Origin of the sequence: Chloracidobacterium sp. (assembly GCA_016715795.1) — a bacterium.
Lineage (GTDB): Bacteria > Acidobacteriota > Blastocatellia > Pyrinomonadales > Pyrinomonadaceae > OLB17.
In genome coordinates, this window is the sequence record JADJXP010000002.1 from 342,449 (window position 1) to 366,369 (window position 23,921).

General features: G+C 55.7%; 19 protein-coding genes and 1 tRNA gene. 12 read left to right on the plus strand and 8 right to left on the minus strand.

Going from position 1 to position 23,921, the window contains the following annotated elements:
- Window positions 1-2 precede the first annotated feature (2 nt).
- Complete coding sequence (locus IPM59_06655) at window positions 3-449, minus strand: GatB/YqeY domain-containing protein (protein ID MBK9215268.1); 447 nt, start codon at window positions 447-449, stop codon at window positions 3-5.
- Window positions 450-487: 38 nt separating this feature from the next.
- Between IPM59_06655 and IPM59_06660 the strand changes: the two genes are divergently transcribed.
- Complete coding sequence (locus tag IPM59_06660; protein ID MBK9215269.1) at window positions 488-1,921, plus strand: AAA family ATPase; 1,434 nt, start codon at window positions 488-490, stop codon at window positions 1,919-1,921.
- Window positions 1,922-2,164: 243 nt separating this feature from the next.
- Here the strand turns inward: IPM59_06660 and IPM59_06665 are convergent, their stop codons facing one another.
- A complete protein-coding gene (locus IPM59_06665) occupies window positions 2,165-2,599 on the minus strand; it encodes a transposase (GenBank protein ID MBK9215270.1) in 435 nt (144 codons plus the stop codon).
- Between the two features lie 795 nt (window positions 2,600-3,394).
- Here IPM59_06665 and IPM59_06670 point away from each other — a divergent pair.
- Together IPM59_06670 and IPM59_06675 are read left to right on the plus strand one after the other, a co-directional pair.
- A complete protein-coding gene (locus IPM59_06670; GenBank protein MBK9215271.1) occupies window positions 3,395-3,556 on the plus strand; it encodes a hypothetical protein in 162 nt (53 codons plus the stop codon).
- Between the two features lie 301 nt (window positions 3,557-3,857).
- Complete coding sequence (locus IPM59_06675; protein ID MBK9215272.1) at window positions 3,858-5,699, plus strand: hypothetical protein; 1,842 nt, start codon at window positions 3,858-3,860, stop codon at window positions 5,697-5,699.
- Window positions 5,700-5,756: 57 nt separating this feature from the next.
- On the opposite strand, the gene IPM59_06680 is transcribed toward IPM59_06675, so the two are convergent.
- The 4 genes from IPM59_06680 to rdgB form a co-directional block, all read right to left on the minus strand.
- Entirely contained in the window at window positions 5,757-6,005 is a 249-nt protein-coding gene (locus tag IPM59_06680) for a hypothetical protein (GenBank protein ID MBK9215273.1), read from the minus strand.
- Window positions 6,006-6,232: 227 nt separating this feature from the next.
- On the minus strand, window positions 6,233-6,514 hold the full coding sequence (locus IPM59_06685; protein ID MBK9215274.1) for an HU family DNA-binding protein: 282 nt from the start codon (window positions 6,512-6,514) through the stop codon (window positions 6,233-6,235).
- Window positions 6,515-6,629: 115 nt separating this feature from the next.
- Window positions 6,630-6,706: transfer RNA gene (locus IPM59_06690), tRNA-Pro, on the minus strand.
- A 58-nt stretch (window positions 6,707-6,764) separates the two neighbouring features.
- A complete protein-coding gene (rdgB, locus tag IPM59_06695) occupies window positions 6,765-7,370 on the minus strand; it encodes an RdgB/HAM1 family non-canonical purine NTP pyrophosphatase (protein MBK9215275.1) in 606 nt (201 codons plus the stop codon).
- Between the two features lie 141 nt (window positions 7,371-7,511).
- Between rdgB and IPM59_06700 the strand changes: the two genes are divergently transcribed.
- Window positions 7,512-8,801 (plus strand): hypothetical protein, encoded by a 1,290-nt coding sequence (locus tag IPM59_06700; GenBank protein ID MBK9215276.1) that lies wholly within the window; start codon window positions 7,512-7,514, stop codon window positions 8,799-8,801.
- Window positions 8,802-8,806: 5 nt separating this feature from the next.
- Here IPM59_06700 and IPM59_06705 read toward each other — a convergent pair whose 3' ends face one another.
- Both IPM59_06705 and IPM59_06710 read right to left on the minus strand, forming a co-directional pair.
- On the minus strand, window positions 8,807-11,335 hold the full coding sequence (locus tag IPM59_06705) for an ABC transporter permease (protein MBK9215277.1): 2,529 nt from the start codon (window positions 11,333-11,335) through the stop codon (window positions 8,807-8,809).
- On the minus strand, window positions 11,336-12,007 hold the full coding sequence (locus IPM59_06710; GenBank protein ID MBK9215278.1) for an ABC transporter ATP-binding protein: 672 nt from the start codon (window positions 12,005-12,007) through the stop codon (window positions 11,336-11,338).
- A 197-nt stretch (window positions 12,008-12,204) separates the two neighbouring features.
- Here IPM59_06710 and IPM59_06715 point away from each other — a divergent pair, with 197 nt between their 5' ends.
- The 8 genes from IPM59_06715 (at window position 12,205) to IPM59_06750 (ending at window position 23,849) form a co-directional block, all read left to right on the plus strand.
- Window positions 12,205-12,792, plus strand: coding sequence for an arylesterase (locus tag IPM59_06715; protein MBK9215279.1), 588 nt, complete (start codon window positions 12,205-12,207; stop codon window positions 12,790-12,792).
- 16 nt (window positions 12,793-12,808) lie between these two features.
- Window positions 12,809-13,441 carry a hypothetical protein gene (locus IPM59_06720; protein ID MBK9215280.1) on the plus strand — a complete coding sequence of 211 codons (633 nt, stop codon included), beginning with the start codon at window positions 12,809-12,811 and terminating at the stop codon, window positions 13,439-13,441.
- 10 nt (window positions 13,442-13,451) lie between these two features.
- On the plus strand, window positions 13,452-14,126 hold the full coding sequence (locus tag IPM59_06725) for a DUF305 domain-containing protein (GenBank protein ID MBK9215281.1): 675 nt from the start codon (window positions 13,452-13,454) through the stop codon (window positions 14,124-14,126).
- Window positions 14,127-14,134: 8 nt separating this feature from the next.
- A complete protein-coding gene (locus IPM59_06730) occupies window positions 14,135-16,072 on the plus strand; it encodes a hypothetical protein (GenBank protein MBK9215282.1) in 1,938 nt (645 codons plus the stop codon).
- Between the two features lie 81 nt (window positions 16,073-16,153).
- Window positions 16,154-18,103, plus strand: coding sequence for a radical SAM protein (locus IPM59_06735; protein MBK9215283.1), 1,950 nt, complete (start codon window positions 16,154-16,156; stop codon window positions 18,101-18,103).
- 52 nt (window positions 18,104-18,155) lie between these two features.
- A complete protein-coding gene (locus IPM59_06740) occupies window positions 18,156-19,259 on the plus strand; it encodes an ABC transporter permease (GenBank protein ID MBK9215284.1) in 1,104 nt (367 codons plus the stop codon).
- Between the two features lie 168 nt (window positions 19,260-19,427).
- Window positions 19,428-21,320, plus strand: coding sequence for a hypothetical protein (locus IPM59_06745; protein MBK9215285.1), 1,893 nt, complete (start codon window positions 19,428-19,430; stop codon window positions 21,318-21,320).
- A 9-nt stretch (window positions 21,321-21,329) separates the two neighbouring features.
- Window positions 21,330-23,849 carry an alkaline phosphatase family protein gene (locus IPM59_06750; protein MBK9215286.1) on the plus strand — a complete coding sequence of 840 codons (2,520 nt, stop codon included), beginning with the start codon at window positions 21,330-21,332 and terminating at the stop codon, window positions 23,847-23,849.
- Window positions 23,850-23,921 lie beyond the last annotated feature (72 nt).

The window sequence follows — 23,921 nt, forward strand, 5'->3', positions numbered from 1 at the left end:
CATTAGCCGAGCTTTGCTCGCACCGCTTCGCTGACAGCTTTGCCGTCCGCAGTCTTGCCGGCGAGGTGGGCAAGGGCGGCTTTCATCACCGCTCCCATTTCTTTCATTGACGAAGCTCCCGTCTCGGCCACGGCAGCCTCGACCGCGGTTGCGATCTCATCGTCTGTGGCCGCTTGCGGCAGATAAACCTCGATCACGGCGATCTCGGCCGCCTCTTTCTCGGCAAGTTCAGCGCGGCCTGCCGTTTCATATTGCTCGATCGAATCGCGCCGCTGCTTGACGAGCGTTTGCAGGGTCTTTGTCACTTCCTCATCCGTCAGTTCGCTGCCTTTGTCGATCTGCCGATTCATCAACGCCGCCTTCACCATCCGCAGCGTGTCGCGCTTTCCGGCGTCCTGCGCTTTCATCGCATCGGTCAGATCGGCGATTATTTGTTCTTTTAGTCCCATAAAGACCAGTCTAGACGCAAAGGCGCGATCAACGCAAAGTGCCGCAGAGCTACTTGCAATTGTCTGCTATCTATGCAACACTAATTCACGTGCAGTTCATCCCGCAGCCTTACAAAGATGATTTTGACGAGGAGGCCGAGGCTCGAGAACGTTACGGGTTCAACGTGTTCTGCCCGTACCACGTGCCCGACAATGCTCCGCCGCCCGTCGAGACAACCAGTGAAACGACGCCTGAAGAAATACCGGCCGTCGAGCCTCCCGACGTCGCGGAACAGCCGCGCGAGCACAATTATCATTACGATCACGCACTCTCCGAGGACCATCTGCCCGATCTGGATTTCTACCGCCACGACAACGTGTTCTCGGCAAGGCCGGTTAACAGTTGGCTGAACGACGCGAGCGAACAGCCGGAGCCGCGTCCGCTTTTCGGCGACCTGTGGTACGAAGGCGAGATGGCGATACTCTTTGCGGCGACAGCGAAGGGCAAGAGCGTTTTAGCGGTCCAGATCGCCGAGAGCATTGCGACCGGAACGCCTATACCGCCGTTTTCGATGGAAGCCGAGCCTCAGCGCGTGTTGCTGTTCGATTTTGAGTTAGAGGACAAGCAATTTGAGCAGCGATACGCCGCACGCGTGCCGTTATCGAATGAGACGGTTCATTATCGCTTCTCTGACAACTTCATCCGTGCCCGCGTCGGCTATGCCGAACCGCCGCCGGGCGACAGGCGCAGCTTTACTGTCCGCACGATCGATTCGATAGTCGAGCTGATCGAATACACGCGGGCCCGCGTTGTCATCATCGACAACATTACATGGCTCAACACGTCGCTCGGTAATACGAGCAGCGCGCTCGCCCTGGTCAAGGGCCTCAAGCGGCTAAAGCTCGATCTTGGCCTGTCGATCCTGATCCTCGCTCACACGCCAAAGCGTTACGAGGGCGGCCGCCTCGGCCTCAACGACATGCAGGGCAGCAAGATGCTCTCGAATTTTGCCGACACGATCTTTGCTCTCGGCGGCAGCCGCCTCGGCCACGACATCAGATACCTCAAGCACCTCAAGGTCCGAAACGCCCCGACACGCGCCGACGAAACCACCGTCTGGACGCTCCGCCTCGGCAAAATGCACGGCGTCGCCCCGCCCGAACTGCCGCTCCGCGGCAAACACGTCCAAAAAGTCCCCGGCGAGGCCGGCGGCGCAGCGGCGACATATGTCTTCAGCCCGCCAAGCGCTCCCGCACCGGCGGCCCGTCCGGTCTCGCCGGACGCGGCCTTCCTCGGCTTCACCTACGCCGGAATGTCCAATGAGAGCGACCACCTCGGCCCCAGCCACCGCATCCCTCGCGGCCGCTGGCGCGATTTTGCCCGCATCCTCCACTCCGCCGGCCGCACCACCACCCAAATAGCCCACACCCTCGACCTAAGCCCGTCAACAGTCGAGAGCTACCTGAGGAAACGACAAACCAGTTCAAAATGATATCCTGGTTCGCAGGCGGGGCATCGCTTTATTACCTCGTTAATGAGATCGCGATCAAGGGCAGGGCCACGAACGAATTCCCCCAGCGTGCTTCATATTCCTCAAGCGTGGTTCATATTCCTCAAGCGTGCTTCATATTCCTCAAGCGTGCGAAGCACGCAGCATAACTTTAGCTACAGGTGAAGCGAAGCGTAACCTGTAGAAACGGATGACAAAAAAACTGAGCGTGTGAAACACGCGATATTAATCCCACAAATAATCAGGCTCGAATTCAACGCCGTGCTTTACCAACAGTTCCAAATACTCATCTTCAAATGATCGTTTGGAATGATGCTTCTTCTGGTTCCTGATATATTCACGCACCTTGTCGGCAACCGAAGAACTAACCGTGAACGCTCCATACCGACGCTGCCAGGCAAAATGCTGGTTATGCTGTTTTGCCCATTTCGACGAGTATGCTTTCAACTCACGCATGAATGCGGCGAAATCGCACGGAGCGAGCAGGACGAGCAAATGCACATGGTCGGGCATTCCGTTGATAATGATCGGGACGCCCTTCCAGCCTTTTACGATGCCGCCCAGATATTTGTATAGATCGTTTTCCCACGCCGCCGATATCATCGGCTTGCCGCCTTTGGTTCGGAAAACTATGTGATACAGAAATCTGGTGTGTGACATTCTGGTTCTGTTTGTCCGTCTTATCTTTCGTACGTCTTATCTTTTGCGTGCGAAGCACGCATCACAACTTTAGCTACAGGTGGAGCGAAGCGTAACCTGTAGAACCTTCCGACCGGAATCGCGAGCGTGTGTAACACGCGAAATTGTGCATTGCCGTTTCGTGCCGCGTGTTTCACACGCTAACGTCCGTTGGGCGTTCTGACTACACATTTCGCTTCGCGTCATGTGTAGCTAAAGTTATTTGATGTGCTCCGCACATCGACGGGCAAAGCCCCGAAGGATATGCCGCTTGGCGTATAACGAACGGCCGTGATGTTTTATTGTTTGATAATCATCCTTTTCTCGTCCAGAGCGTGCGAAGCACGCAGCATAACTTTAGCTACAGGTGGAGCGAAGCGTAACCTGTAGAACCGGCGCGTTCAATAACGTATCAGCGTGTGCAACACGCGAAATTGTGCATTGCCGTTTCGTGCCGCGTGTTTCACACGCTAACGTCCGTTGGGCGTTCTGACTACACATTTCGCTTCGCGTCATGTGTAGCTAAAGTTATTTGATGTGCTCCGCACATCGACGGGCAAAACCGAAGGATCCGCCGCTTCGCGGAAAGGAACAACGCCCGCCGTGATCTCTCTTGGTTCGAGGTTCGTTTATTTCTCTGGTTTACGGTTTCGACCTGCGTATAAAATTCGTCTTTCTTGGACGACTTGGCGGCGTGCAGACTTCGATTTAGCGGTTTGTTCTCCATTCGCGATTGTGAACTTCTCTTTAGGCTTTGTTAAATTATGCCACGCAATTGTGACTGTTTCCAGACCCTGCGGTGACGGCAAGGCAGACATCGGCGTATGGCGGCCTTCGGATGGGACTTGGTACATCAAACGTTCGTCAAATTCGCAATTCATCGTCTTCCCGTGGGGCCAGAATGGCGACAAACCGACGCCGTCGGCCTTCGGCAATTGATTGCCGGAACGCGGGCACCTTGCCCGCTCGTGGCGAGGATATTTTTTGAACGCGGATCGGGCGGATCGAGCGGATCAGGACGGATAAGCAATAGGCCTTTCAGATTCGTCTTTATCCGCCCGATCCGCTTTATCCGCATTCAAATATCTATTAGCAACACGCGGGCAGGGGTGCCCGCGTTCCGACGCGATGAAGCGTTTCCCCTGCGTGATGACTCACCCGGACACGATTCTGGACAATTGAGCGTGGAGAATGGACAATTGCTTCAGCATTTTCCATTGTCCGCTTTCCACTGTCCGTTATGAAGATTCGTTGGCGTTTTGGCATTGTTGCGGGATTGTTTCTCGCTGTGTTTTCGCTGTATCCGCAGATGAAGATGATCTATCTTCGCGGGGCAGAGTGGAACGGCCATTACGCTTATAACGACATTGATGAGGTCGCATACGCGGCGTATCTCAAGGCCCTGATCGACGGGCGGCCGAGGAAGAATGACCCTTATACGGGCCGTGACGATTCGGCGGAGAACCCACAGCCGGAGTCGTTGTTCTCAATACAGTTTGCGGCGCCGTATTCGATAGCGCTGCCCGCGAGGCTGCTCGGTGTGCCCGTGACGTGGGCGATGACGATCTCGGGCGCGGTTGCGGCGTTTTTGACGGCTCTAGCGATCTTTTGGCTCGTAAGGAAGATCACGGGCGACGATTGGTTTGCGATGGCAGGAAGCCTCGTTACGCTCGCCGGCGGAGCGATATTCGCGGGCGAAGGCGCGATCGGCGAAATTCTCGATACAAGCTACGCGTATCCGTATTTTCCGGGCTTTCGTCGGTACGTGCCGGCGATGGCGTTCCCGGCGTTCTTTATTTTGGTCGGGTTGGTTTGGAAGCTGGTTGGAGATAACCGCGAAACACGCGAAATGAGCGAAAAATGGACTCTGAGCGTCTCAGCGTCTCACCATCTCACTACCTTACTGGCCGTCCTCGCCTTTGCCTACACCGTTTTCTCGTATTTCTATGTCTGGACGATGGCGGTTGCGTGGCTTGGCTGTCTCGGGTTGTTATGGCTGCTCGTCAGGCCCGAGGGCGGCTGGAAGGACATTAGATCGCTCGTCGTTTTGGCGGTCGGTTGTGGCGCGGCACTGGTGCCGTATGCGTATCTGCTTTCGAAGCGTTCGCATACGATGGACGACGTTCAGATGGTCGTCAATACACGGGCGCTCGACCTGACACGGCCGCCGGAACTGATCGCGATCGTGGTCCTCATTGTGCTGGCGGGCTGTGTGTTATTTAGGCTTCTCGACGTGCGCGATCGCTCCGTGCTGTTTACTGCCTCTCTCGCCATAGCGGTTATCGTTGTTTTTAATCAACAAGTGATCACGGGCCGATCGCTGCAGCCAATACACTATCAGGTCTTTATCGGCAATTATGTCGCGGGGCTCGCTCTCGTGCTGACGTGCGGTTTGATCTGGCGACGGGCGAGGCTGGCCGGACGCGTCGTGGGCCGTGTTGCCGCCGCTGTCGTTGCCCTGGCTGCGGCAGGTTGGGGATTCGTCGAATGTCACTATACGGTACGGATACTCGACGACGTCAATGTCATCAGGGACGAGGCATTGCCGGTTGCTCGCCGACTTGCAGAACTCGGTGTGAGCGACGCTGAACGTTACCGAAAAGTCGTCCTTCATCTCGGCATCGCCGAAGCCGATGACCTCCCGACGATTGCACCGCAATCGGTCCTGTGGGCCCGCCATCAGCACGTCTTTGCAGGCGTCACAACGCAGGAGAACAAGGAAAGGTATTACCAACTCTTGTATTATCAGGGCGTTAGCCCGCGACAGCTTGCTGACGGAATGAAGCATGGCAACGATTTTGTCTCGATGATCGCGCTGTTCGGATGGGGAAGGCATACGGACCGGCTGAATTCAGAATCAAAGCCGCTTACCTACGCAGAGATCGAGGCCGAGGCGATGCGATACGAGCGGTATGCACGCGAATTCGATCCGGAGCAGAATGGGGCCGTTCGGGTCGATTATCTGGTGGCCCCGAATGAGCCGAATGTTTTCTACGAAAATATCGACCGATGGTACCTTCGCGACGCCGGCGAAGCTTTTGGAAAGTACGTTCTTTTCAGGCTGACGCCGCGCCTGTCATAAAAAAAAGACCGCCACGCGGGCGGTCAGTTGGTATTACAAAGAAAAGTAAGTACTGCTTCAGGCGGCCAAAAGGTCGTTTGAGGTTTCGGCAAAAACTCGTCTGCCGTTAAGGGCGTCGTCGATGATCTCCCTCACCGCCGATGCGTCGGGATTTACGTCCATGCGGGCACAGGCCCTAAGATGCCTGATGATGCCCTCGGCCGCGATCTCGACTGCATCGCCGGTCAGTTTAGAGAACCGTCGAGCCTGAATATGATCGATCTGCAGAACTCTGTCCTGCAAGGTCATGGGTCTAGCTGCTGCCACTTTGTCTTCTCCTTCGTGTTAGTCGCCCCAACGCGGGACGCCATAAAAGTCAAGACCTCAGCCTACTAGAGTCTGCAAAAAACATCGCTCCCGGCCCGATCTCAACTGTAATTGAATGTTATCAGAGGGAACGGCCTTTGTCACTACCTTTTTTTAAACAAAAGAAGACCGGCAGAATTACACAACATCTGCCGGTCAAACAAGTATTCAGAACACTATCTTGTAGGTTATGCCACCGCGTCCTTCATGGCTTTGCCGATACTGAACTTAACCGTCGTCTTGGCCGGAATGCGGATGACGGCTCCTGTTGCGGGGTTGCGTCCGTCACGCGCTTTACGATGGGTCTTCTTCAGCTTACCAAAGCCGGGAACAGTGAATTCGCCATTAGTTCGTACCTCGCTGGCGGCCATAGATGCCAAGGCATCGAACATTGCCTTGACGTCTGATTTCTTACATCCGCACGAATCTGCGAGACGGCTAATGATTTCCGATTGTGTCAAACGAGCCATAGTTGAATATCCTCCAGTATTTTTGTCTTGTGATCTTACCTTCCTTAGTGACCTTCCAGTCGGAAAAGGGCTCCGACAACAGCGGGAAAAGAGTACCAGCCAACATATTACTGACTGGTCGGGGCGGCAAGATTCGAACTTGCGACCTCACGGTCCCAAACCGTGCGCACTACCAAGCTGTGCTACGCCCCGTGTTTCACTCTGGAAACGGGTTCCAAGTGTCGCATTCTAAGCCCGAAAAACGTGGACGTCAAGTCAATTCAGCGAAAAAATCCCGTAAAAACGGGATAATTTCTGTGCATGCGCGCGCTCGATGGCTGATTTTGGCCTTTTCTGCCCCGTTGAGTTCGCCGAAAGTCAGGTCGTAGCCGTCCGGGACAAAGATCGGATCGTATCCAAAACCGCCGCTGCCCCTAGGAGCTGTGGCTATCGATCCGACGCACACTCCTTCCGCGGTGCTAAGGATATCGCCCGCAGGAGAGGCGAATGCGAGTGAACACACAAACCACGCACACCGGTCATTGCTGTCCGCACTGTCGAGTTCGCTCAGCACGACAGCCATCTTCTCAGAGAATGGTGTATTGTCTCCGGCGTATCGCGCCGAGTTTATTCCCGGCCTTCCATCCAAGGCTGCTACTGCAAGGCCTGAATCATCTGCTAACACGTAGGCTTCGGCGCGGCGAGCATAACCTGCGGCCTTAAGGCCCGCGTTCTCGGCGAATGTCTTACCAGTTTCCTCGATCTCGAGGATATCGTCGCGTAGCCGGAGTATATCGACCGGCAACCCGCCCAGGAGTTGCGACATCTCCAAAAGTTTGCCGCGATTGTGAGTTCCGATCGTTAGAAATGGGCCCATATTGGCCCCAGAATAGACAACCCGCATCGAAACGGCAAGCAGATTTCTATTGCCACAGTATGGCCAATCGCGATATAAATGATATAGCGGGCTTTCCCTCTCTCTTCGTCCGTGCTTCTGACCTTGTGAGGTAAACACGTATTGGATTCTCTTCTCCTCGATGAACCTGTAGCCGTCCGCGCTCGACCTGCCGGACAAGAGGTGGGCCGGAACGGGCGTGCGGCGCATGAGCAGCCGGGCGTTGAGATCGAGATCGTTGTTGATCTGGGTGTGTGGCTTTCCGGTATCGAGAGTTTCCTGTCGTCGAGGGAGTTCATGGTCGGCCCAGGTGATTCCGTGCGCTCGCTACAGACTGACGATAAGGCTATCGAACTGGTCCACTCGGCCCTCGAACGGTCTACGCACCTCCTTGCCCGAATTTTGAGTCGATCTGTGGCGACGGGTGAGCCGTTGCCCAACGACTTGAGCGGCTTGTCCAGCCTCTATGCGAGTTTGCAGGAATGTATCCAGATCACATCTGCCTGTCGGTACGCTCAGGTGAACGGGAGAGATGCCGCACGGAATTCTGTGCTCGAGAAGCTTCGAGCCGAACCGGCTTTTTGTTCGGTGATAGGAAAAGCTGAACGCGTAGGCGAGCAGTTTCTACCGACGATACTAAGGCGTGCCGCATCGAGTTCAGGCCATGCAGTTTCCTGTCTCGACGACGTGGCGGCGCTCCTACCCGACTTCGGGAAGGTGCTTCGATGGCTGAGTGTAGTCGAAGGAATGCTCAAGGCTGACGAACCGCTGAAACCGACGCTTGTAATCTTTGCCCGCGTTAATGAGCAGGTCATTGAATTGACGGAACGTATCGACCGACGCCTTAGTAGGCTTCCCGGTGACGACAGCCAGGTCTTTGCTTCGCTAGATGCAGCCGCATACACGGCAACGATCGAGCTGAAGAAGGTCTTTTCTCAGGAGCTAGTCTCGCTGCCGACGTTGCGAGCCTGCACCGCAATCTATGCCCGGATCGAAACTGCTTATTCGCTACTGAACGATGGTTTTCAGCAAATGCTTGCTACTCTCGCTCGCGAGTTTGACCCGCAGATCGAGATCTATGACCTGTTTCCGGAGTTTCGCGAAAAGCGTGATAACTCAGTCGCCCTTCGCAAGGGCCTCGCGTCGCTGCTGGAGACCGTCCAAGCTGCCGAGCGGAAGAGCGAGAAGGATGAGATATCGACAATGCAGGCTGAACTTCACGGTTTTATGGCTTCTGCCGTCAGCTTCCTGTTCTACAAGGACATAGAGACGTTCGAGAGATTTGCAGATGAAGTGGTAGCTGCCCGACAGAGCAGCGATCTCGTCCCCATCCTTCACCGGTTTGGAGCCTACCTTGAGACGCTGCTCGGTCAGGTGGGCCTGCGATTGGTGCTCCAGGACGAAATTGGTTGATGTGGTCAATGCGAACGGAGCGTCGCGAGCGGCTTGCGAAACAGAACGTCAAAGCTAGCCGCCGTCCCAACCAACGTGACCAACACGGTCGATGCAATAACACCCAAAAGCCCGGTCAGCGGATCGAACACCCAATCGATGTTCATCATGTAGCGAGAGATCGCGAAAGCAAGAGCGTATGCGAATCCGGTCGCGATCAGGCCTGCGATCGCTCCAAGCACACCGTATTCAGAAACCAGGATCATCGCGAGAGTCGATCGGCTCGCGCCTAGTGTTTTCAGGATCGCATTCTCGTAGATGCGCTGGGAGCGCGTCAGGGCGACCGATCCGATCAGGATCAGGATGCCGGCTAACAGGACAAAGCTTCCCACGAAGGAGATCGCCATTACGAAGTTGTTGAGCACACGCTTGAATGTAGCCAGAGCGTCGGCGACATCGATGATCTGAACATTTGGAAAGCTGTCAACGACCGTGCGCTGAAGCTGCTGTCGCTCCGTTGCAGGAACGTGTTGAAGCACCGTGGCCGCATAACTCTGGGGTGCCTTGTCCAATGTGCCAGGACGGAAGACAAACACAAAGGCTGAACGTGCGTTTCTCAGATCGATCTTGCGGATGCTTCGAACCTGTGCGCTGACCGCCCGGCCCGAAACGTCGAACGTCATCGTGTCACCGGGCCCAACCTGCAGCGTCTTCGCCATTCGCTCATCCACAGAAACCTCCGGCTGCGATGGAGCCTCGCCGGATCTCCACCAGTCGCCCGCTACGAGCGATTCGTTCTCTTCGAGGTTGAGCCGGTATGTGAGGGCAAACTCGCGCCCGATCTGGCCCTGATTTTGCCTGATCTCGGTTTGCTGATAATCGATCGGATCACCGTTGACAGCCGCGATCCGGGCACGCACGGTCGGCACTAGTTCGGGTTTCTCTCCGGTATAGGACTCTATGATCCGGGCAACCTCGGTTATCTGGCTTCGTTGGGCATCGACGAAGATCAGGCTCGGAAGCCGGCTGTTTCGGGTCAGGTCGAACTCGCGAACGAGATTCTCCTGCATCAGCGTTACTGTAAGGACGACCAGTACGCCTAATCCAACCGCAATGAGGACGACGCGAGTCTGATTGCCCGGCCGATGGAGCGAATTTATGGCTTGTCGTAGCGGGAATGAACCAACGACCCGTGCCCGCTTAAGGGTCGCTGTCAGGATCGTTGCCGAAGAGTAGAGAGCACCACCCGTGATCGCAAGTCCGGCAAGGAAGAGTAATCCCACGCGGATCGAACCCGCCTGCCAAATGGCCAAGGCAAGAAGCCCCGTGAGAAAACTCACAGCGAGAAGCCATTTTGACAGGTTAAGCTGCGTGAGGCTGAGGTTATTATCGTCGCGGAGCAGCATTCTCGGCTTGATGTTCCTGATCTGAAGTAATGGCAGCGCGGCAAAGAGAATCGAGATCGTCAAGCCGAGAACAACGCCGTGCCAAGCGGTCGAGAATGTTACCGCATAGCTCATTTTTGCGGGAAGCGCATCACTGAATTTCCATTGAGCCAACAGGAGCCCGCATTGTGCCAGACCGACGCCGAGCAGGCTTCCGATCAGCCCCAGGAGCCAGATCTGGAGTAAATAGATGGTTATCACGCGATTTCCGGAAGCTCCGAGGCATTTGAGCACGGCGATCGTTTTGCGTTTCTGCTCGACGAATGCCCGCGACACATTCCATACACCGACACCGCCCAGAACGAGGATCAACAGGCCCGTGAGCGAGAGATAATTCTCCGCCCGATCGAACTGCTCGTTCATGTTCTCCTGCTGTTCGCGATATGAGTTCGCCTGAACGGTGGTGCCGTGAAGAGCTTGGCGAAGCTCCCGGACCAGTTCGGTCGGATCGTCCAAGGTTCGATACAGTATCCGGCGGCGGATGCGGCTGGTCGTTCGCGAGATTCCGGCCGTCTCGAAGGCCTTGATGTCAACGAAAACACGAGGCCCCAGGCGAAACCCGCTGGTTCCACCAGGCTCCTCGTCGAACGTTGCGCGGACCGTGAACTGGCGATCACCGATCTTCAACTTCTCTCCTACCGCGATCTTCAATTCGTCGAGAAGGATCCGGCTGATCACGGCGCCGTCGCTCTCTACAAGATCCAGGCCGAACGGCGAGCCGTCTGAAAGCCGAAAATCACCGACAAGAGGAAATCCCGAGGCGACACCCTTAAGGTCGACGAACTCAAGGGCGAGATTCGACGAATCCGTCGGGCGCGCCATAACCGCAGTGGTCATCACCTCTGTCCGAGCTTCAATTGTCGGGAAACGGCTGATGACCGCCTCAATGTTTGCGATCTCGATCGGGGAGAAATCGTTGGTCGACGTTATCTCAACATCGGCCGTCATAAGCGTCCGTGCGTCGTCGCCAACGACCTTGTTTAGATTCTGGATCATTGAGCGCAGGGCCACGACCGAACCGACGCCCACGGCGATGCAGAGAAAGAAAAACATTAGCCGCCGCCAGGACGATCGGATCTCGCGTCGCGTGAGGTTGAGGATAAATCGCATCTAGTTCAGTTCGTCCAACACGACACGTCCATCAGACAATGCGATCCGGCGTTCAGCCCGCCCAGCAAGGGCGGTGTCGTGGGTGACAAGGACAAGGGTGACCTTGTGCTGACGGTGAAGCTGCTCCATTAGCTCGAATACATGTTGGCCGTTCTTTGAATCAAGGTTGCCGGTCGGCTCATCCGCCAATAGTATTTTCGGACTGTTCGCAAAAGCCCTCGCGATTGCAACGCGCTGCTGCTCGCCTCCTGAGAGCTCATTTGGGTAATGGTGACCCCGATTGGAAAGGTCTACTGCATCCAGCAGCCGAGCGGCACGGTCACGCACGTTATCGAGGCCGAGGATCTCCATCGGGATCAGCACATTCTCAAATGCCGTCAAGCTCGGGATCAGATGGAAAGACTGGAAGACAAAGCCGATCTTGCGTGCGCGTATCCCGGCAAGGGTGTCCTCACCGAGCGAGGTAATGTCGTCTTCATCTACGGAGATGCTCCCCGATGTCGGAGAGTCAAGCCCCGCGATCAGGCCAAGCAGTGTTGATTTGCCGCTGCCCGACGCGCCCGTAACGGCGACAAACTGACCTTCTGCAATGTCGATCGATACATCCGAGAGGATCGTAAGGTCTTCAGTACCGGAACGGACGATCTTGGTGACTTGGTTCAACGTGATCATATATCTAGAAAATTGCCGCCTGTATTCTAGCTTGCCAAAACGTGGCCACTAAACTCCATTCTTTCTGAATCAAAATCGTCTCTGATAGCGTAAACTAATTGGTTGCGATGCTCTCACTTATTCGAATATCCGCCATACTTGGTTCCACGATCTTTGCGGTGGCGCTGATCGCCTGCTCGGAAGCTCAACCAAGAAACATGGCAGGCAGGACACCTACGACGCCCGAGCCGCGTTCGAAATTGCCGAAGATCATCGCGCTTGGCGATAGTTTGACCGCTGGATTTGGACTTACTGAACGAGAGTCATATCCGTACCTGTTACAGGAAAAGCTGAGGGCGGACGGATTTGCCTACGAGGTTGTGAATGCCGGTGTGTCGGGTGATACGACGATTGGCGGACTGGAGCGGGCGGAATGGGTCTTCGACCAGGACAATGCAGCAGTATTGATCCTCGAATTGGGTGCAAATGACCTGCTCCGCGGCGTACCGGTTGCCAACATCAGGAAGAATCTCGATCAGATCATACGAAAGGCAAAGGCCAAGAACCTTCGCGTGCTGCTCTGCGGAATGCTCGCGCCGCCGACGATGGGAGCAGAGTATCAACGGGAGTTTACGATGGTGTTTCCCGATCTCGCCGCCGAACACAAGGTTAAGTTCCTGCCGTTCCTGCTTGATGGCGTCGCCCTTAAGAAGGAATTGAATCAGGCCGACGGCATTCATCCGAATGCGGCCGGCGCCCGTATAATGACCGATAATGTTTATAAGGCCCTAAAGCCGTTGCTATAAGGCCGCACGACTAACTATGAGAATGTTTGCCCTGATGTTCTTCTGTTCAGTTATGTCTGTCGTCTCTCTTTCCGCACAGACTCCACAGCCTACGCCGGCTATCAAGGCGGTCGCGGATGTGTCTGTTAGGGACGACGATCCGCCCGCCGCTGGGAAGTATGTCAGGCCGGATGCCAAGACGCGACGAACTCGTTTTGTGAAAGGGCTCATCGGTCCCGGTGCCTGGGCACGAATGGTGGCCTCAGCCGGCTGGGGCACCTCGCGCAACAGTCCGCGGGAATGGGGCCCGCACTGGGACGGTTTCGGCAAGCGCCTGGCGTCGAACTTTGGCAAGCGTGCCATCAGCAGCAGCGTCCGGTACGGCCTGGATGAGGCCTTAAAACTGGACAGCAAATTCTACCGGACGAAGAATAAGGGAGTTGCGAACAAAGTCGGGAACGCTCTAGTTTCTGTATTTACTGCGCGTCGCCCGGACGGTAGGCGTGCCATTGGCGTTCCGCGGCTGGTTGGGACGTATGCCTCAAATGTGATCGCCGCTGAGGTTTGGTATCCCAGTCGATATACATGGAAAGACGGCCTCCGAAGCGGAACGATGTCCTTGGGTGTCAAATTTCTTGCGAACCTCTTCAAGGAATTTGTTCATTTTTGATGAGAATATCATGACTCGAATTATTCGATTAGCGATCGTTATCTTATCCTTGGCTCTTTCGCTAGTGGCGCAAGAGAGCGGGGCCGCTCCGCTTATCGTTCAGCCCGGGGCTCCGGGCCAGCCGACCAAGGTTTTGCCTGCCACAACCCGTGCGGTGCTCGCACCCGTAGCGGTGAGGGACGTAGAGTTCATGCAGGGTATGATCCATCATCATGCTCAGGCCGTTGAGATGACGGCGCTGATAGATGATAGGACGACGAACAAGGAACTTAAGCTGCTCGGGGCGCGTATTAGCCACTCGCAGGCTGAGGAAATACGCTTTATGGAACGTTGGCTTGCTGCTCGCGGCAAACCAACATCCATGGCGGCGAAAGCTGCCAGCGGCGGACATGAGCATCATCATATGCCCGGTATGGAGATGAAGGTCGATCCGATAATGATGCCGGGAATGCTTACGCCGAAGCAGATGGATGCCCTGAGTAACGCAAAAGGCACGGCCTTCGACCGACTGTTTTTGACGGGCATGATCCAGCATCATGAGGGAGCGCTTGTGATGGTGCAGGACCTCTTCGGTACTGCCGGGGCAGGCCAGGAGGCTGAGATCTTCAATTTCGCGACTGATGTTGACAGCGGTCAGCGGGCAGAGATCAAGAGAATGCAAACATTACTCGGTGAGGAACCGTAATAAGAACCATGAATGTAAATAGAACCGCGAATGTTCGCTTTGTCGTCGTCCTTTGCTTTTCGCTTTTGATCACGTTAGGTGTGGCCGGTCAGCCGTCGCCGACTCCCGCTCCGCCGCCGGATCCGTTCGCACTGCAAAAGGCGCCGCCGTTGCCGGCCGGGATGAAAGGTTCGGACGCGACCGACCCGCGGACCAATCTCTCTCCCGGGCTGTTTGACGCAGGCGAGGCCGCATTCGGCATCAAACATCTGCAGCTGCTACGAAAGCCTGATGCCTTCCAGCTCGGTTTGGATCCCGAAGGGCCGAAAATGGGTACGGCCCTTGGAGCGCTAGGCATCGGCAATCCGTCGATGGTCCCGGTCGGGATGCGATTGCTGCTGGGCGGATTGGCATTTGCGAATTCGGACCTCGCGTTTCAGGGCAGCCGGGTATTCGTCGGCAATTTCTACGGCATCAATATTTACGATATTGCTGATCCGGCCGATGCGAAACTGCTAACGTCGATGGTCTGCCCGGGCGGGCAGGGCGACGTCTCCGTATTTGGGAACTTGATGTTCATGTCGGTCGAGATGCAGAACGGCCGCCTCGATTGCGGTGAGCAGGGCTTTCCCGCACCGCCTCCGCCGACCAACGGACAGGGTGGTGGGCTACCGGCCGCGAGCAAGGATCGTTTTCGCGGCGTTAGAATATTTGATATCTCCGACATCCGCAAGCCGAAGCAGGTGGCTGCGGTCCAAACATGCCGCGGATCGCACACGCATACATTAGTAGCCGATCCTAAAGACAAGGAAAACGTCTACATCTACGTTTCCGGCACATCGTTCGTCCGTCAGGATGAGGAGCTTGCTGGATGCTCCGCCGGCACACCGGACAAGAATCCGGATACGGCCCTCTTCCGTATCGAGGTGATCAAGGTTCCCCTTGCAAATCCCCAGGCCGCCAAGATCGTCTCTGCTCCCAGAATATTCATGGAGTCGCGGACGGGCGAGATCGCCGGTCTCAAGAGCGCGGCGACCCACGGAACCGGCACGCCCACACCGACCGATCAATGCCATGACATCACAGCATATCCGGAACTTGGCCTGGCTGCCGGAGCCTGTTCCGGCAACGGGATAATCCTCGACATCAAAGACCCCGCAAATCCCAAACGGATCGACGCGGTCAATGACCCGAACTACGCCTACTGGCATTCGGCTGCCTTCTCGAATGACGGTACAAAGGTCGTTTTTACCGATGAGTGGGGTGGCGGTATGGGAGCTCGGTGTCGTGCGAATGACCCAAACGTCTGGGGAGCCGATGCGGTCTTCAATCTTAAGGACAACAAGCTGCGTTTCGCCGGTTACTATAAACTGCCGGCGGCTCAGGCCGACAGCGAAAACTGTGTAGCACACAACGGTTCGCTCATCCCTGTGCCTGGACGTGATCTAAAGATACAGGCGTGGTATCAGGGCGGCATATCGCTGATGGACTTCACAGATCCGGCAAAACCGGTCGAGATAGCATATTTCGACCGAGGCCCGATCGACGACAAGATGCTCGTAATGGGCGGTTCCTGGTCAGCCTATTGGTACAACGGACGAATCTACTCGTCCGAGATCGCACGCGGCTTGGATATCTTTGAACTGACCCCAACGCAACACCTCTCGCAGAATGAGATCGATGCGGCAAAAGCCGTCCATGCTGATGCTCTGAATGTCCAGACCCAGCAGCGTTTTCACTGGCCAAATAGCCCGGCCGTTGCAAAGGCGTATCTTGATCAACTCGAACGCTCGCGTGCCTTGCCGGGAGCGGAGATCTCAGCCGTCCGTGCCGCCATCGATAAACAGGACAAGAGCAAGATGAGAAAACTCGGGAAGGACATCGGCCGCCGCTACAATGCCTCATTTGGCCAGGATGGCGTTCGTATGCAGGCTCTTGCCGCGATCCTGAAAAAGCCGGGCATCTAACACCTCGGTTGCGGCAATAAACTATTTTGGGGTCTTGCCCGGAAGTTTGCTAAACTTGTTAGTTGTTTTGGGGAGGCAGCGATGTTCAGCGACAACTTCAGGCGGGGTGAAGGGAAAGGTAAGGGAATGGCTGGGTCGCGGGCCGTTTCCAAGATCGCAGACTTCGGCTGGAAGGCTTTTCAGGCCGTCAATCGCGCGATTCCCGAGGGAGAGTCGATCAAGCCCGCGTGGGCTGCCGAAGCACTCCTCAAGTCCCATGAAAGGACGGCTCCACCCCTTGGATTTCCACGCGAAACAGATTCGCTGTGCCCTGCGTGCGTTAAGTCCGTTCGCAACGGTGTAATTTCCGGTGACATTCCCCTCGACATTCTGATGGACGCCCATCCGGGCGAGATCAAGGCTCAGATCTTTGAAGAGAACGGGCAGATCCTGATGCGAAAGGAATGTCCGACGCATGGCCTGTACGAAGACGTGCTGGCGACTGACGCGAGATTTCTTGATCGGATCGAGAAGCTGTTCTTCGGGCGAGATTTCAAGGCGGCGGAGGATACGCACGTTCACCATCACGGTACGAGCGATATCAAATTCGGCCGCGGCGCGGTCCTCACCGTCGATCTTACAAATCGCTGCAACATGATGTGCAATCCATGCTTTATGGATGCGAACCAGGTTGGCTATGTTCACGAGCCGACCTTCGAGGATACGAAGGCAATACTTGATCGAGCGGTCTCCTTCAAACCACGGCGTCAGATAATCATCCTGTTCTCCGGCGGCGAGCCGACCTTGTCGCCGTACTTTTTGGATGCGGTTGCATATGCAAAAAAGGTAGGGTTCTATCGCATTCTCGCTGCGACGAACGGTATCCGCTATGCCGAGGATATCGAGTTTTGTAAGGCTGCGAAAGCTGCGGGCCAGCACGGCGTCTATTTACAGTTTGACGGCACAAACGAAGAGGATAACAAGCATCGTGGCGTCGGTAATTTGTTTGATGTCAAGCTAAAGGCCATCGAGAACCTTGCCTCGGTCGGTATCAAGGTCACGCTTGTTACCACGATCGTCAATTCGTGGAACAACGAAGGCATCGGCTCGATCGTCAAGTTTGCTGCCGAGAATATCGACAAGGTCCAGACGATCGCCTTTCAGCCGGTTAGCTTTACGGGGCGCGATGAGGATATCTCAGAAAAGGATCGAACACAGCAGCGCTATACGCTCGCGGGAATGACGCACGATCTCAAGCGTCAGCTCGAAGGCACGCTCGAGCCGCTCAGGGATTGGTTTCCTCTTTCAAGCTATTCAGCTTTCACCTCCGTAATGGACATGCTTCAGGGAGCTGATGCTCCGTGGGGATGGTCGTCATGTAATTGCCATCCGAACTGCGGCATCTTTACGCTAATCGTTGTCAACAAGAAGACGAACGAGATGCGGTCGCTCTTTGAGTTTTTTAACTACGAACGTTTCATCCAGGACGTGGCGACCATAACAGACACAGCCCGCGGAAAGAAATTGACAATCGCGCAGCTCGGGCTCGCGATAATGCGCAATTACGACGCGTCACGTGCGCCCGAGGGATTTCCGATCTCTCAGATCATCAACCTGTTCAAACCATCGTCCACTACATCGAACTCGGACCGCAACGACCGGATGCAGGTCGAACGTACCGAGGAGGATGTTTGGCGCGTGCTGTGCGTCGAAGGTATGTGGTTTCAGGACCTGTTTACCTACGATTTTCGCCGCACCGAGATGTGCGTCATCCCATACGGCACGCAGGAGGGTGAGGTCTCATTCTGCGCATACAATACCGGCGTCGGCTGGCGGCAGATCATCGAAGAAATGCACAAGACGGCGAGTTTGGCCGATTGGTACAAGGAACACGGCCGCCATGCGGTCTATGCAAAAGGGCATGATGTGCCGCATATCGAAAAGACCCGCTCGCTCAGTCTTCCCGTGATAGCAAAGGTTCTCGAAGCAGACATCGAAAAGCCTGCGGTCTCGCCGTATCTTGTCGAGGAAGGCGAATCAGCCCCAGTCTGACCGAACCGACCGAAGAACAATTATTCGCGCGAATCTGTTGTTCGCCCACCAGATGAACAGTCTCGTTTTCTCAAATATGCTGCACCGGCCCGCGCGGACCGTCGTGAGTGTTCTTGGCATAGGCGTGGGTGTGTTGCTGATCGTTTTTACGATTGGGCTAGCGAACGGCAGCCTTCGTGAGCGAGCCGCACGCGAGGCCAATGTGGGGGCCGAGATCATGTTTCGTGCATCAGGCAGCATGGGCCTGACCGGAGCGGACGTGCTTCGGTTGCCCGTGTCGCTCGGTGCTGACCTTGAGAAGGTTGACGGTGTCGAGGCTGTGGTTCCAATAGGTCAGAACAGTGTCATGGCGAACGAGACGACGACCGGCAACCGGCTGATCGACGGTATTCCGTTCGACAAGTATGCGGAGATCTCAGGGCTCGAGGTGGTCGAAGGGCGGAAGTTTGTCGATGGCCGGGATGAGATGATGACCGATCCGACATGGCTCGAACGACGAAAAAAGAAGGTTGGCGACAAGTTTCAGATATACGAACGCGATTTTGTGATAGTCGGAGCCTATGAACCAAGCGCGGGTGCACGAGTAAAGATACCTCTCTCAACGATGCAGGCCCAGTTGGGCGCGGACGATCTGGCTTCGGCCTTCCTGATCAAGGTCCAGCCGGGCCGCACGCCACAGGAAGTGGGCGACCTCTTGCATGCGAGATTTCCCGATAATCAGATAATCCTGACGAGCGAGCTTGAGGAACTCTACATGCAAGGCGTGCCTGCTCTGAATGTCTTTCTGGACGTCGTTGTCGGTGTCGCCGGCGGCATTAGTGCCTTGATCATTCTATTGACGATGTACACGACAGTAACGGAACGAACACGCCAGATCGGCGTTCTTAAGAGTCTCGGTATGTCGCGTTTCGGTATCGCTCTGACAATCGTCAAAGAAGCTCTTCTCATCAGTCTCGGTGGCGTCATTTTCGGAGTATTGGCGACGGTCTTGCTGCGAGCGGCGACGGTGAAATGGACCTCTCTGACGGTCGCGATCGAACCTCAGGTGGTGGCAGCGGTCGTCGTCGTCGGCCTCATCAGCGGCGTGATCGGGGCATTGTATCCGGGGCTGCGGGCCGCACGGCTGGATGCTGTCGAGGCCCTGAATTACGAATAGTTCGGCCTTCCGTTCTAAAAAAAAGTCCTAAAGTCCTCGAAAATCGGACCGGTTTGACCTACAATGATTCAACCCGTTGATCGCGTGACGAATTCTATCGCAAGGTTGTTTTTTTGTGCCATCGTGTCGGCCTTACTGGCCGCAGGGTTAAACGCGCAAACCGAGGAGGTGAACACCTTTCGTGTCGAGAAAGTTCCGGTCGAGGGCGGGGCAGAGATCGTGACCATATTTGCGAAGAGCGGTATACTCATCGGTGACGGCAGTGAATACGGCTCGCAGGAACTGCCTATGGTGAGCGTCTTGCGTGACACATTGGGCGATCAGATAAGCGAGAACGACCGTCTCCGCTATGTCTGGATGCACACGTATTCAAAACCAAGTTTTTGGCAGCGTTTTGCCGGATCGGTACCGTTTCTCTACACGCGTACTACGGGCCGCTCCAAGGTATCAGGCCCGCCCCCGCCGCTCGTCGATATGCAGCGGTCGAACAAGGCTTTGTGGGACCAGATCTTCTGGTCAGTTTTTAAGCGGATCGTGAGGAGTGAGTTCGGCCTCGGCGGCAAATCGGTTGTCTCCCAGTATTACAAGAACTCTCGCGATCATCGCCGGACGGCTGTCGCGAGCGCCTTGACCATTCTTGCCCTGTACCAGTCGATCGAGAAAGACAAACTCCTTAGCGACGCCGAACTGAAGGACATCCAGGCTCGGCTTTGGCTTACCGATAAGACCTTCGGATGGCACATGCAGGATGAGAACCTGAATCGCGTTTACGAACGAGAGATGACGAGGGTCAAGTCTGAGCGCGGCACCAATTGGGAACTGCTTCGCCAGTATGCTGAGGCGCAGCGGCTGTATTTTGATCCGATCGAGATGGCCGATGGTGAGGCAAGACATGCGATGATCTGGGTTGCCGCCGATGACCTTGCTGAGTATTCGGGCCGGACGTTTAACTCGCGATTTCTGAATATCGCCAGCCCCTGGAATGATGGCAGACTTCGTAAATGGAAGGGCTATACGCAGACGTGGTGGTTTGATAGGGAGAATCGGGTTGTCGACGCCGGTACACAGGGTGCCCGGGAGCGCACAATGATACCGCTCGCTCTTTATGGCCTCGATAATCCCAAAATACCGGTGATACTTATCGATTTTCGCGATGGCGGGAATCCCCGGCGTCGTGAGATCAGCCGACGCGTTCTGAACGACGTCACGAACAATGTATTGGCGATATCGAAATTCAGCAGTATTCCGTATTTTGTTGGGCGATATATTTATGACTATACGACCGGAAAGCGCGGAATGGACCTTAACGGAGCCTCGCGTCAGCGATCCTATGCTCAATTAAAGATGTTGTTGGCCCTTGATCACAGCCTCGACGACGGCCTTGAGGATGAGTTGATCGATCGAATAGAGCGGGCTTCGATCAATCCAATGGAGAACGATGCGGTTTCGCAGGTTAAGATCGCCGGCCAGCAGTATAAGAATCTAATGGCATATGCCCGCAGGCCGGACGGGCTGCCGGCAAAACTAATCCGCGAACGACGCGAGGAAATGGTGAAGCTGGCCCACGGCTCAAAGGAGCGGCTTTTCTTCTCTCTCGCGAGCATGCTGAGCTTGGGGATCTATCGACATCGTGAAGAACCGTCGCCGGAGATGCTGGCCAAGATGGACATCCGGCGGCAGCTTGACCACCACGAACGGGTCCTGATCGAGACCGCATACAACTCGTCGGATCCCGAGATCGATAGTGATGCCCCGGCTGTGCGGCGAGCCCTTGAATTCGTTGCCCAGAACGGCGCATCAGCCAAGGGTAAAACGAGCCGTGCGCTGGCCAGGATATTCCGCATCGCACCTGACGATGCCATGCGCTCATCAGCCCTGGCGGGACTTTACCGAATTAACAACTCGACGGCGAAAAGGGAACTGCTGGCGATCTATCGTGATCCGGGTTTAGACACGACGTGGCGCGATGCCAGTGCGCTCTATCTGCGACGCGCACTCGGCGAAGGTCAGCGGTTCACTAAACGCGACGCATCCGCGATCGCTGCGATCGAAGCTAACTGATCCCTCAAGATGATGTTCCTAAGATCGAGATCTCTTCTGGCATGGCTATTCCTGCTCGTCTTTGTATCGGCGGCCGGAGCACAGGGCGTCAAGCGGCTGGTCGTTATGAAGATCGACGGCCTTCCGGGTTATCTTGTTGACAAATATGTCAAGGAGACCGATCCGGTGACCGGCAAGTCGCAGTTGCCATGGATCGAGGAGGCCTTTTATAAGAACGGCACGCGCCTGGACAATTTCTATACGCGTGGAATGAGCCTTTCGGGCCCGTCGTGGAGCACGATCGATACAGGACAGCGCCTGCATATCAAAGGGAATGTTGAATACGACCGCTACACGCTGCACTCTTACGATTACCTGAACTTTGTCCCTTTCTTCATAGACTTTGGCTTGAGGAAGGTTGCCGACATGCCGGCACTCGAAGTGTTGGACCAGCTTGAGCTGCCGATCCTCGCCGATGTTTTTCCCTACCCCAAACGTTATATCAGTGCTCAGCTCTATCAGCGCGGTAATCGTTGGGAGATCATCGGCAGCGGTTTTGTGCATCTCTATCCCGGCACGCCCAGCGATATGATCGACGAATGGGCGATGGGTATCCATTTCAGCAGCATGACTATGCGGCAAAACGAGCGGGACATCGTTAAGCGGCTGATCGATAGGCCGGAGTTTGATTATATGGACTTTTACGATGTCTCATTCGACCATGTGGCCCACGGCAATAATGATCCGAGGGCACAACTCGCAGACATCAAGAAGCTCGACCGGACGGTAGGCCGCTTTTGGACGGCAATCCGCGACTCGTCGCGAGCGGCCGAGACCGCTCTCGTTCTGGTATCTGACCACGGGTTCAACTCTAAGGATAAGACCTACAGCCAGGGCTACAACATTGTGAAGCTGCTTAATAAGCGCACCGCCGGGGGCCACCATGTGATAACAAAGCGGCGGCTGATGCTCGATTATGATGTCAAGGCCCTTTACCCGTTCACACCACTGATTAGGACAGCCTCCGACGAGTCGATCTACCTAAAAGGGCAGAGCAAGAACTATCCGACAGCCCTTTTCGATTTTGACGGCAATGAACGAGCATCCGTTCAACTTAGGAACAGCGATCTTAATGTCCTTCACATCCTGCTGCAGCAGCTTAAGAGTGGCGGCCTCAAACCGGAAGTCCGACGCGCGGCCACAGCGACGTTATTTGACCTGATCGACCGGCACCGGGCCGACTGGGAGGCGACGGTTCGTGAGATGTCGGAGGAACTGGACGCCCTCGGCCGCACGACGGATGCGAAAGAGAAATTGACCGCCGAATTTATTGCAAAGATCGATCCCATGGCCAAGAAGCCGGGTGAAGACGTCCAGGGCCGGCGAATGACCGCTCAGAACAAGATTGCCCGACGCGAAGAGGCTGATTATCGAAATTATCTTGCGACCTTGAACGGACTCCTGTCGTTGAAGAAGGACAGCTTTGAGCCCAAGGATGTCAAGATCGAGACGCTGATCGCTCCCGGAGCGATGGGCGATCACAACTCGATATATCAGCTTCAGAATTATGTTGTCGGACCATCGCAGAATGGCCTAGTGCTTGACCAGGATGGCCGCATGGACATGTTGGCCAGCTTTCAGCATGTCAACTACTTCGATCTCTTTACCTCGCAAACGGTTCGGAATAACGTGCAGGCGGAGGTGGGCAATCGACCCATTGATTTCGTCGCAACAACGATCCCGCTCAACGCTTTCGGCAATGCTTTGTCCGGCGACCTTAGGAGCGATGCCGACCCGATCTGGCTCTACGCTGACCGAGACAGGCAGGCTCTGCTTCTTACGAGAAACGATGAGGGCAGGTCGATCAAATACGTGCCGATCGCCGATCTGCGGGCTGACGTCAACGGTTCCATCACGTTCGATACGCGAGATTGGGCCGCGGGCCTGCCGCTAAAGATAATCGAGGATCCGGCACTTAACATTGCCGAGCAGAACAAGGCCGCGTGGCTGACTCAGTGGCACACTGAGATCGAATGGCTCAGAGCCGTCCACCGAACTAAGTACTCTAACGCGATCATAGGCCTTAACGAGCAGTTGGGCAAGCACTCCTTGTTCGACGACGTGGAAGGGCTGACCGCCGATCATCGTCTTGTCCGCCGCTTTCGCGAGCGACAGCGGCACCTCGCCGAGACGGACATGCTGATAATGGCCAGTAACCATTGGAATTTTGACGTCAAGGGCTTTAACCCAGGCGGCAATCATGGCTCGTTTTTCCGCGTCTCGACAAACTCGACCTTTATGATCGCAGGCGGCGAGACGTCGGGCATTCCGCGAGGGCTCAGGGTCGATGAGCCCTACGATAATCTAAGCGTTCTTCCGACCCTTCTCTCGCTGATGGGCCGCATTGACGATAAAAATCGACCCGACCCCGCCCTCACCGCGCTCGGCTTTCGCCGATTTCCGGGTAGGGTGATTACCGAGATAGTCGGTCAACGATCATCGACATCGAGCAATTTGAAGGGCCAAATCGACGTTGCGGGACAGCGATAGGCAGAGGTCCGGATCTAAAGGGTATGTTTGCCGCCGGGCTGCACCGCGGAGTCGTGGTTCCGTGGAGGGACG